The 11195-nt window shown below is 70.9% G+C and carries 11 protein-coding genes; 9 read left to right on the forward strand and 2 right to left on the reverse strand.

Annotated features, from left to right (window positions below):
- Positions 1-157 precede the first annotated feature (157 nt).
- The 6 genes from eccD (at position 158) to HG542_RS28520 (ending at position 7169) form a co-directional block, all read left to right on the forward strand.
- Positions 158-1579: a type VII secretion integral membrane protein EccD gene (eccD, locus tag HG542_RS28495; RefSeq protein WP_229922924.1), complete on the forward strand. Its 1422-nt coding sequence runs from the start codon at positions 158-160 to the stop codon at positions 1577-1579.
- 200 nt (positions 1580-1779) lie between these two features.
- Entirely contained in the window at positions 1780-2067 is a 288-nt protein-coding gene (gene rpsO, locus HG542_RS28500; protein ID WP_171086442.1) for a 30S ribosomal protein S15, read from the forward strand.
- A 264-nt stretch (positions 2068-2331) separates the two neighbouring features.
- Entirely contained in the window at positions 2332-4551 is a 2220-nt protein-coding gene (locus HG542_RS28505; RefSeq protein WP_171086413.1) for a polyribonucleotide nucleotidyltransferase, read from the forward strand.
- The gene (locus tag HG542_RS28510) at positions 4548-5927 is read left to right on the forward strand and encodes a M16 family metallopeptidase (RefSeq protein WP_171086419.1); all 1380 of its coding nucleotides are present in this window, start codon (positions 4548-4550) and stop codon (positions 5925-5927) included. Before HG542_RS28505 ends, HG542_RS28510 begins: the two co-directional genes overlap by 4 nt.
- A gap of 38 nt (positions 5928-5965) precedes the next feature.
- Positions 5966-6718, forward strand: coding sequence for a 4-hydroxy-tetrahydrodipicolinate reductase (gene dapB / locus HG542_RS28515; RefSeq protein WP_171086420.1), 753 nt, complete (start codon positions 5966-5968; stop codon positions 6716-6718).
- A 4-nt stretch (positions 6719-6722) separates the two neighbouring features.
- The gene (locus tag HG542_RS28520; protein ID WP_171086421.1) at positions 6723-7169 is read left to right on the forward strand and encodes a tetratricopeptide repeat protein; all 447 of its coding nucleotides are present in this window, start codon (positions 6723-6725) and stop codon (positions 7167-7169) included.
- Between the two features lie 13 nt (positions 7170-7182).
- On the opposite strand, the gene HG542_RS28525 is transcribed toward HG542_RS28520, so the two are convergent.
- Together HG542_RS28525 and HG542_RS28530 are read right to left on the reverse strand one after the other, a co-directional pair.
- Complete coding sequence (locus tag HG542_RS28525) at positions 7183-7710, reverse strand: SCO5741 family PH domain-containing membrane protein (RefSeq protein WP_171086422.1); 528 nt, start codon at positions 7708-7710, stop codon at positions 7183-7185.
- Positions 7711-7827: 117 nt separating this feature from the next.
- On the reverse strand, positions 7828-8073 hold the full coding sequence (locus HG542_RS28530; protein WP_171086424.1) for a hypothetical protein: 246 nt from the start codon (positions 8071-8073) through the stop codon (positions 7828-7830).
- 187 nt (positions 8074-8260) lie between these two features.
- On the opposite strand from HG542_RS28530, the gene thyX reads away from it, so the two are divergent.
- The 3 genes from thyX to HG542_RS28545 form a co-directional block, all read left to right on the forward strand.
- A complete protein-coding gene (gene thyX / locus HG542_RS28535) occupies positions 8261-9031 on the forward strand; it encodes an FAD-dependent thymidylate synthase (RefSeq protein ID WP_176607079.1) in 771 nt (256 codons plus the stop codon).
- Positions 9032-9228: 197 nt separating this feature from the next.
- On the forward strand, positions 9229-10128 hold the full coding sequence (gene dapA, locus HG542_RS28540; protein ID WP_171086428.1) for a 4-hydroxy-tetrahydrodipicolinate synthase: 900 nt from the start codon (positions 9229-9231) through the stop codon (positions 10126-10128).
- A 187-nt stretch (positions 10129-10315) separates the two neighbouring features.
- Positions 10316-11195: ribonuclease J (locus HG542_RS28545; protein WP_171086430.1), on the forward strand; the 880-nt coding region annotated here is incomplete at its 3' end.

Here is an 11195-nt window from a genome sequence, read left to right on the forward strand (position 1 = left end):
GGGAACAGTGCCGCGCGGACGCCCCAGTGGCGCCGGCCTCCCCCCGCGAGACGGCGATCCTACCGACGCGCGGCTCCGCCGCCCCGATAGGGTGACCGCCGCGCGTATGCACGAGCGAACGGCATGCGTTGTTGTACCGATTCAGGGGGCCCACAAGGTGAACACGTCCGCTGCGACCGGATTCTGCAGGGTGACCGTCGTCGCGCCCGACAGCCGGATCGACGTCGCCCTCCCCGACGACATCGCCGTCGCCGACGTGTACCCGGAGATCCTGCGCCTGACCGGGCAGACCCAGCCCGCCGGCGCACCCACCGGCTACCACCTCGTCCGCCGCGACGGCACCGTCCTCGACGGCGCGCGCTCGCTGCTCGCCCAGCGCGTTCTCGACGGCGAACTCCTGTCGCTGCGGCCCTTCGCCGAGTCCCTGCCGCCCGCCGTCCACGACGACGTCAGCGAGGCGGTCGCCTCGGCCGTCACCCGCGGGAACAACCTCTGGAGCGGCCAACTCCTGCGGGGCGCAGGTCTGTTCGGCGGTGCGCTGCTGCTCGTGCTGATGGCGTTCGCGCTGTGGTCCGCCGACCCGGTGCGGCACGACATGCACGGCCTCCCGGGCGTGACCGCCGCGGCGGCCGGCGTGCTGCTGGCCGCGTTCGCAGGTGTACGGGCCCGGGTCTACGACGACCGCGGCGCCGCCGTCGCACTCGGGCTGGCGGCCCTGCCGCACCTGATGACCGCCGGCTCCGGGATCCTCGCCCTGGACCCCGGCCAGGGGACCGGACGGCTGCAGTTCCTGCTGGCCTGCGTGGCCGCGCTCGTCGGCTCCGTCGCGCTGACCGCCGCGCTGCCGGGGGGCGACGCCCCCTTCGTCGCCGCCGTGGTCGCCTCGGCCACCGGCACGCTGGCCGGCTTCGGCACGATCCTCACCGGGGCCGCGCCCTCGGGGGCCGCGGCGGTGTGCGCGGTCGTCGCGATCGGCGCGCTCGCCTTCCTGCCCGGGCTCTCGGCGCGGGTCGCCCGGCTGCCCGTCGGCTATGCGGCGCCGCGCTCGGCGACGGCGGAGGGGGAGGGCTTCCGGGCCGAGCCGGTCGATGCGGAGCGCATCGCGGTGCAGGTGCGGCGCGGGCACGAGCTGCTGCTGGGCCTGGTCGGCGGCTGCGCGGCGGTCGCCGTCGGCGCCACGGCCGTACTGGCCTTCTCCTCCGGGCCCTGGGCACAGGCCCTGGCCCTGGCCTCCGGCCTGGCGCTGCTGCTGCGGGCGCGGCTCTTCCGCTACACGGCCCAGGTCGGCGCGGTGCTGGGCGCGGGCCTGGCGGCTCTGGCCCTGCTGGTCGTGGGCCTGGCCCTGAACCCGCCGGCGCACGGCTCCCCGGATGTCCGCACCGTCTGGCTCTCGGCGGCCACGGCCGCGGTCGCCGCCCTCCTGACCGGTGTGGCCCTGATCGTCCCCCGCAAGGGGGTGTCCCCCTTCTGGGCCCGCTTCACGGAGCTGGCGGAGAGCGTGCTCCTGCTGGCCCTGGTGCCGCTGTGCCTGGGGGCACTGGACGTGTACGGGACGGTACGGGGCCTGACGGGGGCGTAGCCCCGCAGGGGGACGGCCCGCACCGGGCCGGACCACCCTCCGCGCCTGGTAAAGTGCCGGGTACCCGTTTGTGTACGCGCCCTCGGAAGGTCATACCTCTGAGGTCAGCGCCCAGCGGCTACGCCTCCCGAGTAACGGAAGCTCCCTGAGACAGAGACCAGGGGCACTCGGTGGCCCAGAACACCCAGAAGGAGTACCGCGTGTCGCTCGACGCCGCTACGAAGAAGCAGATCATGGCCGAGTTCGCCACCAAGGAGGGCGACACCGGTTCCCCCGAGGTCCAGGTCGCGCTGCTCACCCGTCGGATCACCGACCTGACGGAGCACCTCAAGACGCACAAGCACGACCACCACTCCCGCCGTGGTCTGCTGCTCCTGGTCGGCCAGCGCCGCCGCCTGCTGCAGTACCTGGCCAAGAAGGACATCACGCGCTTCCGCGCCCTGGTCGAGCGCCTCGGCATCCGCCGCGGTGCCGCCGGCGCCAAGTAAGACGCCATGAAGGGAGCGGTTCCCACCCAGGGGAACCGCTCCCTTTGCGTATCTCGTGGGAAGCAGAAGCTTTGTAGTCTGGTCCCACAACGCACAACCTGACGAGGAGGAGCGCCGGTCTCTCCGCCGGTCCTCGGTAGTGGCCCCCGGAACAGGGAATTCCGGGTGCTTCGATCGAAGACCGGCCCGCACGGAGCACGAAGGCGCCCTCCGCCACCGTCCCCCGCCACACGGGCAGGGGACGCAGACGAGGAGATAACCCTGGTGGAGAACGAGACCCACTACGCCGAGGCCGTCATCGACAACGGCGCCTTCGGCACCCGCACCATCCGCTTCGAGACGGGCCGCCTGGCCAAGCAGGCCGCCGGCTCCGCCGTGGCGTACCTGGACGACGACACCATGGTGCTGTCGGCCACCACCGCCTCCAAGAACCCGAAGGACCAGCTGGACTTCTTCCCGCTGACCGTCGACGTCGAGGAGCGCATGTACGCGGCCGGGAAGATCCCCGGATCCTTCTTCCGCCGCGAGGGCCGCCCCTCCGAGGACGCGATCCTCACCTGCCGTCTGATCGACCGCCCGCTGCGCCCGTCCTTCAAGAAGGGCCTGCGCAACGAGATCCAGATCGTCGAGACGGTCATGGCGCTCAACCCCGACCACCTCTACGACGTGGTCGCGATCAACGCCGCCTCCTGCTCCACGCAGCTCGCGGGCCTGCCCTTCTCCGGCCCCATCGGCGGCACCCGCGTCGCCCTGATCAAGGGCCAGTGGGTGGCGTTCCCGACCCACACCGAGCTCGAGGACGCCGTCTTCGACATGGTCGTGGCCGGCCGCGTGCTGCCCGACGGCGACGTCGCGATCATGATGGTCGAGGCCGAGGCCACCGAGAAGACCATCCAGATGGTCAAGGACGGCGCCGAGGCCCCGACCGAGGAGGTCGTGGCCGCCGGTCTCGAGGCCGCCAAGCCGTTCATCAAGGTCCTGTGCAAGGCCCAGGCCGACCTCGCCGCCAAGGCCGCCAAGCCGACCGGCGAGTTCCCGGTGTTCCTCGACTACCAGGACGACGTCCTGGAGGCGCTGACCGCCGCGGTCAGGACCGAGCTCGCGCAGGCGCTCACCATCGCCGGCAAGCAGGAGCGCGAGGCCGAGCTGGACCGCGTCAAGGGTCTGGCCGCCGAGAAGCTGCTCCCCGAGTTCGAGGGCCGCGAGAAGGAGATCTCCGCCGCGTACCGTTCGCTGACCAAGACCCTGGTCCGCGAGCGCGTCATCAAGGAGAAGAAGCGCATCGACGGCCGTGGCGTGACGGACATCCGCACGCTCGCCGCCGAGGTCGAGGCCATCCCGCGCGTCCACGGCTCGGCGCTGTTCGAGCGCGGCGAGACCCAGATCCTGGGTGTCACCACGCTGAACATGCTGCGCATGGAGCAGCAGCTCGACACCCTCTCCCCGGTGACGCGCAAGCGCTACATGCACAACTACAACTTCCCGCCGTACTCCACCGGTGAGACCGGCCGCGTCGGCTCCCCGAAGCGCCGCGAGATCGGCCACGGCGCCCTGGCCGAGCGCGCGCTCATGCCGGTGCTGCCGACGCGCGAGGAGTTCCCGTACGCGATCCGCCAGGTGTCCGAGGCTCTCGGCTCCAACGGTTCGACGTCCATGGGCTCGGTCTGCGCCTCCACCATGTCGCTGCTGAACGCCGGTGTGCCGCTGAAGGCCCCCGTCGCCGGTATCGCCATGGGCCTGATCTCCCAGGAGATCGAGGGCGAGACCCACTACGTCACCCTCACCGACATCCTCGGTGCGGAGGACGCGTTCGGTGACATGGACTTCAAGGTCGCCGGCACCAAGGAGTTCGTGACCGCGCTCCAGCTCGACACCAAGCTCGACGGCATCCCCGCCTCGGTCCTGGCCGCCGCGCTGAAGCAGGCCCGCGACGCCCGCCTGCACATCCTCGACGTGATGATGGAGGCCATCGACCGTCCGGACGAGATGTCCCCGCACGCCCCGCGGATCATCACCGTCAAGATCCCGGTCGACAAGATCGGTGAGGTCATCGGCCCCAAGGGCAAGATGATCAACCAGATCCAGGAGGACACCGGCGCCGAGATCACGATCGAGGACGACGGCACCATCTACATCGGTGCCGCCGACGGCCCCTCCGCCGAGGCCGCCCGCGCCACGATCAACGGCATCGCCAACCCGACCATGCCGGAGGTCGGCGAGCGCTACCTGGGCACGGTCGTCAAGACCACGACCTTCGGTGCGTTCGTCTCCCTGCTCCCGGGCAAGGACGGCCTGCTGCACATCTCGCAGATCCGCAAGCTCGCCGGCGGCAAGCGCGTGGAGAACGTCGAGGACGTGCTCGGGGTCGGTACCAAGGTCCAGGTCGAGATCGCCGAGATCGACCAGCGCGGCAAGCTCTCCCTGATCCCGGTCATCGAGGGCGAGGACAGCAACGACGAGACCAAGGACGAGTCCGACAAGTGACGTCCCGTAGTCCCCGGAAGACGGCCCGCACCTCCTCGGAGGGGCGGGCCGTCGCCCGTACCCAAACGCTTCTCAAGGGCGAGAACGGCATCGGCACGGTCCGCCGGACCACCCTCCCCGGCGGCCTGCGGGTCGTCACCGAGACCCTGCCCTCCGTCCGCTCCGCGACCTTCGGCATCTGGGCCAACGTCGGCTCCCGCGACGAGACCCCGACGCTCAACGGCGCCACGCACTACCTGGAGCACCTGCTCTTCAAGGGCACGGCCAGGCGCAGCGCGCTCGACATCTCCGCCGCCATCGACGCGGTCGGCGGCGAGATGAACGCGTTCACGGCCAAGGAGTACACCTGCTACTACGCGCGGGTGCTCGACACGGATCTGCCGCTGGCCATCGACGTCGTCTGCGACATGCTCACCGGCTCGCTGATCGCCGCCGAGGACGTGGACGCCGAACGCGGCGTGATCCTCGAAGAGATCGCCATGACCGAGGACGACCCGGGCGACTGCGTGCACGACCTGTTCGCGCACACCATGCTCGGCGACACCCCCCTCGGCCGCCCGGTGCTGGGCACCGTCGACACGATCAACGCGCTGAGCCGTGACCAGATCGCCCGCTTCTACAAGCGCCACTACGACCCGACCCACCTGGTCGTGGCCGCCGCGGGCAACGTCGACCACGCCAAGGTCGTACGCCAGGTCCGGGCCGCCTTCGAGAAGGCCGGCGCCCTGACCCGTACGGACGCGGAGCCGGTCGCCCCGCGCGACGGCAGCCGCACGATCCGCACCGCCGGCCGCGTGGAACTGCTCGGCCGCAAGACCGAGCAGGCGCACGTCGTCCTCGGCGTCCCCGGCCTGGCCCGCACCGACGACCGCCGCTGGGCGCTCGGCGTGCTCAACACCGCCCTCGGCGGCGGCATGAGCTCGCGGCTCTTCCAGGAGGTCCGGGAGAAGCGCGGACTGGCCTACTCCGTCTACTCCTACACCTCCGGCTTCGCCGACTGCGGCCTCTTCGGCGTCTACGCCGGCTGCCGTCCCGCCCAGGTCCACGACGTGCTCAGGATCTGCCGCGACGAGCTGGACCGGGTCGCCGCCGAGGGTCTGCCGGAGGACGAGATCGCCCGCGCCATCGGCCAGCTGTCCGGCTCCACGGTCCTCGGCCTGGAGGACACCGGTGCGCTGATGAACCGCATCGGCAAGAGCGAGCTGTGCTGGGGCGACCAGATGTCGGTCTCCGACATGCTGGCCCGCATCGCCGCCGTCACCCCGGACGAGATCCGCGAAGTGGCACGCGATGTACTGGGACAGCGTCCTTCGCTGTCCGTCATCGGCCCGCTGAAGGACAAGCAGGCAGCCCGCCTGCACGAGGCCGTTTCATAAGCCGTTTCGCAAACAGGCGAGCAAGGGAAGCAGGGACGATGAGCAAGCTGCGCGTGGCCGTCATCGGTGCCAAGGGCCGCATCGGCTCCGAGGCCGTACGGGCCGTGGAGGCCGCCGAGGACATGGAACTGGTGGCCGCGCTGGGCCGGGGCGACAGCCTGGAGACCCTGACCGGGGCGGGAGCCCAGGTCGCGGTCGAGCTGACCCACCCCGACTCGGTGATGGACAACCTCGAGTTCTGCGTCGCCCACGGCATCCACGGCGTGGTCGGCACCACCGGCTGGACCGAGGAGCGCCTCGCGCAGCTGACCTCCTGGCTGGACGCCAAGCCGGGCACCGGCGTGCTCATCGCCCCCAACTTCTCCATCGGCGCGGTCCTGACCATGACCTTCGCCCAGCAGGCGGCCCGGTTCTTCGAGTCCGTCGAGGTCGTCGAGCTGCACCACCCGAACAAGGCGGACGCCCCCTCCGGCACCGCCACCCGCACGGCGCAGCTGATCGCCGCCGCGCGCCGCGAGGCGGGCTGCGCCCCGCAGCCCGACGCCACGACCACGGCCCTGGAGGGCGCCCGCGGCGCGGACGTCGACGGGGTGCCGGTGCACGCCGTGCGGCTGCGCGGCCTGCTGGCGCACCAGGAGGTGCTCCTCGGCGACACCGGCGAGACGCTCACCATCCGCCACGACTCGCTGCACCACAGCTGCTTCATGCCGGGCATCCTGCTCGGCGCGCGGCGCGTGGTGACCACCCCGGGCCTGACCTTCGGCCTGGAACACTTCCTGGACCTGGGCTGAGAACATGCGCGCAAAGATCGTCTACTTCGCCCTGGCAGCCGTCCTGGTCGTCTACTTCGTCCTGGTCGGCAGCCGCGGCGTGATGCTGATCGAGCAGGGGACGGTGATCACGGTCGCCTTCGGCGTCGCCGTGCTCGTCCTGCCGTTCATCGGCGCGTGGTTCCTCTACAAGACCACCAAGTTCGCGCGCGACGCGAACCGCCTGGCGCAGGTGCTGGAGGCGGAGGGCGGCCTGCCGGTGGACGAGCTGGTGCGCACCCCGAGCGGCCGCATCGACCGGGACTCGGCGGACGAGGTGTTCCGGCGCCGCCAGGCCGAGACCGAGGCGGCACCGGGGGACTGGCGCTCGTGGTTCCGCCTGGCGGTGGCGTACCACGACGCGCGGGACACCCCGAGGGCACGCAAGGCGATGCAGCACGCGATCGCCCTGCACGCCAAGAGCGCCTCGTAAGGGGCAGGTTCCGTCAGCGGCCCCCGAGCCCGGCCACCCGCTCCTGCAATGCGGAAGCGGCCTCGGCGAAGGCCAGGGGCCGCTCCAGGAAATCCGCCCCGTGATCGGTGACGAGCACGGGGAACGGCTCCACGACGAGGGCCCGCCCGGGAACCCGCCGCGGCAGCCCCAGCCAGCGCACCGGCTGCTCCACCACGCGCACCGCGCCGACCTCGGCCCACGCCAGGGTCCTGGTCGACAGGAGCCGGATCTGCCGCAGCCCTGCGGGGCCGACCCAGATGCCCGTGCGCACCAGCCGCACTGCCAGGACGAGCAGGACGACGGCCACCCCGCCCCACATTCCGGCGAGGAGAAACGCTCCGGCACAGGCGATGATCAGTGCCGAGCAGAGTACGTACGCCGCGAGCAGCAGCACCAGTGCCGTGCCCCCGACCCGCAACGGCCCGGGCCGGTACGGCCGTCGCCACCGGTCGGGGTCCTCGTACAGGGACACCGGGGACGGAGCGGCAGGCGCAGGCGCATCGACAAAGGGCAGGGGCACGACGGTTCCTCACTCATACGCACGCTCGAAGGTCTGTGCCGGGTGAGGTTACCTGCTGATCGAAAAACAGTCGGGCCCCGGAGCGATACCGCTCCGGGGCCCGACTGCACTCGTCGGTCAACGGCCGTCTTTGGCCTCGGACTGCTGTGTGTGGTGTGCGCTCTGCGGGCCGGCCGTCTGCAGCGCGGGCCAGCCGAAGAGCAGCGCACCGACCAGCCCGGCGGCCACCGTCAGCCCCACGAGCGCGCGCCCGGCGATCTCCGAGCGGCTCGCGCGATCCGGGGCTGGCGGCGTGACGTTGCTGCGGTATCGCTCGGCTTCGGCGACGAAGGCGAACGGTACGGGCTCTCGCCGGCGGAACATGGTGGGCTCTCCTAGGAACCTCGGCGCGTGTGGTGTCACACATAAGGACGTACGAACGGCCTTCACGGTGCCCGTTTTCCGTGACTTCTGTGAAAAATCTCAACCGGCACCCCTCTTCCCCCGGCTCGCACCGGCGTCCCCCGGCCCGTTGTCGGTGGTGGCCCGTAGGCTTGGCGCCGCCCGAGCAATGCAACTGGAAGGACCGCCGGTGACCGACAGCCCCACCGAGGACGCCACGGCAGACAAGCCGACGTTTCGCAGCGACGTGACGGTCGAGCTGGTCAAGCACAGCGCCGCCGACAGCGATGTGCTGTGGGCGGCCCGCGTCTCCACGGCCGGCGAGCAGTCCCTCGAAGAGATCAGCAAGGACCCGGAGCGGTCCAAGGGGCTCATCAACTACCTGATGCGCGACCGTCACGGCAGCCCCTTCGAGCACAACTCGATGACGTTCTTCATCAGCGCCCCGATCTTCGTCTTCCGCGAGTTCATGCGGCACCGCGTGGGCTGGTCGTACAACGAGGAGTCCGGCCGCTACCGGGAGCTCCAGCCGGTCTTCTACGTCCCGGGCGAGTCTCGCAAGCTGGTCCAGGAGGGCCGCCCCGGCAAGTACGTCTTCGTCGAGGGCACCCAGGCGCAGCACGAGCTGACCGCGCGCGTGATGGAGAGCTCCTACCGGGACGCCTACGAGGCCTACCAGGAGATGCTGGCCGCGGGCGTGGCCCGCGAGGTGGCCCGTTCGGTCCTGCCGGTCGGCCTTTTCTCCTCGATGTACGCCACGTGCAACGCCCGTTCGCTGATGCACTTCCTCGGCCTGCGCACGCAGCACGAGCTGGCGGCGGTGCCCTCGTTCCCGCAGCGGGAGATCGAGATGGTGGGCGAGAAGATGGAGGCGGAGTGGGCGAAGCTCATGCCGCTCACCTACGAGGCCTTCAACAAGAACGGCCGTGTCGCTCCGTAGCCGGCGGCGATCGCCCGTGCCTGTCGGCGCGGGCGGCAGGCACCCGTCAGGTGTCCGTATTGCGGCATTTCGACACCTTCATCTAGGCTGAAAAAACGGACCCGGTACTGCTTGAACCCCCGAGCAGGCAGTACCGGGATCCCTTTGGCACTCCCCGAGGGAGCACCTCACGGTGAGCAACGAGTAGCGTGGGCCCCATGGCTCCGACCTCCACACCGCAGACCCCCTTCGGGCGCGTCCTGACCGCCATGGTCACGCCTTTCACCAGCGAGGGTGCGCTCGATCTCGACGGCGCGCAGCGGCTCGCCCGCCACCTCGTCGATGCAGGCAACGACGGCCTCGTCGTCAACGGCACCACCGGTGAGTCCCCCACCACCAGCGATGCGGAGAAAGCCCAGCTCGTACGTGCCGTGGTCGAAGCGGTCGGAGACCGAGCCCACGTCATCGCCGGAGCCGGCACCAACGACACCCGGCACAGCACCGAACTCGCCCGCGCCGCGAAGGACGCAGGCGCCCACGGCCTGCTCGTCGTCACGCCGTACTACAACAAGCCCCCGCAGGAAGGCCTCGTCCGCCACTTCACGACGGTCGCCGACGCCACCGACCTCCCGGTGATGCTCTACGACATCCCCGGCCGCAGCGGCGTCGCCCTCGAGACCGAGACCATCGTCCGGCTCGCCGAGCACCCGTGCATCGTGGCGAACAAGGACGCCAAGGGCGACCTGGCGGCCGCGAGCTGGGCACTCTCCCGGTCGGGCCTCGCCTGGTACTCCGGCGACGACATGCTCAACCTGCCGCTGCTCTCCATCGGCGCCGTCGGCTTCGTCTCCGTCGTGGGCCACCTCGTCGCCCCCGAACTGCGCGCCATGCTCGACGCGCACCGCTCCGGCGACGTCGCCAAGGCCGCGGAGATCCACCAGCGGCTGCTCCCGGTCTTCACCGGCATCTTCCGCACCCAGGGCGCCATGACCACCAAGGCCGCCCTCGGCCTCCAGGGCCTGCCCGCGGGCCCGCTGCGGCTGCCGCTCCTCGGCCTGAGCCCCGAGGAGACCGAGCAGCTCAAGCGCGATCTCGCGGCCGGCGGGGTACAGCTGTAACAGGGGGAGCGGCCGGGAGGGCCGCCGCGCCGGACACCCAGCGTGACCGCAGCGCACCACAGACTTCACAACTCCATACGCAAGACCACGTAACACCACGCAACACCACACATCACTTGCAAGTGCACGAAGGTCACGCGCGCCATGTGCCCCCGAGGCATGTGGCGTGCGTGGTGAGGAGAGTCTTTTGAGTCACCCGCACCCTGAACTCGGCGCACCGCCGAAGCTGCCCGAGGGCGGCCTGCGCGTCACCCCGCTCGGCGGCCTCGGTGAGATCGGCCGCAACATGACGGTCTTCGAGTACGGCGGCCGTCTGCTGATCGTCGACTGCGGAGTGCTCTTCCCCGAGGAGGAGCAGCCCGGAGTCGACCTGATCCTGCCGGACTTCACGTCCATCCGGGACCGCCTGGACGACATCGACGGCATCGTGCTCACCCACGGGCACGAGGACCACATCGGCGGCGTCCCCTTCCTCCTCCGCGAGAAGCCGGACATCCCGCTGATCGGCTCCAAGCTGACCCTCGCCCTGATCGAGGCCAAGCTCCAGGAGCACCGCATCCGCCCGTACACCCTCGAGGTCGCCGAGGGCGACCGCGAGCGCCTGGGCCCCTTCGACTGCGAGTTCATCGCGGTCAACCACTCCATCCCGGACGCCCTGGCGGTCGCGATCCGCACCCCCGCCGGCATGGCCGTGCACACCGGCGACTTCAAGATGGACCAGCTCCCGCTGGACCGCCGCCTCACCGACCTGCCCGCCTTCGCGCGGCTCGGCGAGGAGGGCATCGACCTGCTGCTGGTCGACTCCACCAACGCCGAGGTCCCCGGCTTCGTCCCGCCCGAGCGCGACATCTCGGGCGTGCTGCGCCAGGTCTTCGCGGGCGCCCAGAAGCGCATCATCGTGGCCAGCTTCGCCAGCCACGTGCACCGCATCCAGCAGATCCTCGACGCCGCCCACGAGTACGGCCGCCGGGTCGCCTTCGTCGGCCGCTCGATGGTCCGCAACATGGGCATCGCCCGCGACCTGGGCTACCTGCGCGTCCCGGCCGGCCTGGTCGTGGACGTCAAGA

The sequence above is a fragment of the Streptomyces morookaense genome, assembly GCF_013030945.1.
Taxonomy (GTDB): domain Bacteria; phylum Actinomycetota; class Actinomycetes; order Streptomycetales; family Streptomycetaceae; genus Streptomyces; species Streptomyces morookaensis.

Excerpts from the sequence above, each read along its gene's own strand:
- dapB (WP_171086420.1), top strand. The coding sequence starts at position 5,966 with ATGAGCAAGCTGCGCGTGGCCGTCATCGGTGCCAAGGGCCGCATCGGC.
- HG542_RS28520 (WP_171086421.1), top strand. The coding sequence starts at position 6,723 with ATGCGCGCAAAGATCGTCTACTTCGCCCTGGCAGCCGTCCTGGTCGTC.
- HG542_RS28530 (WP_171086424.1), bottom strand. The coding sequence starts at position 8,073 with ATGTTCCGCCGGCGAGAGCCCGTACCGTTCGCCTTCGTCGCCGAAGCC.
- thyX (WP_176607079.1), top strand. The coding sequence starts at position 8,261 with ATGCAACTGGAAGGACCGCCGGTGACCGACAGCCCCACCGAGGACGCC.
- dapA (WP_171086428.1), top strand. The coding sequence starts at position 9,229 with ATGGCTCCGACCTCCACACCGCAGACCCCCTTCGGGCGCGTCCTGACC.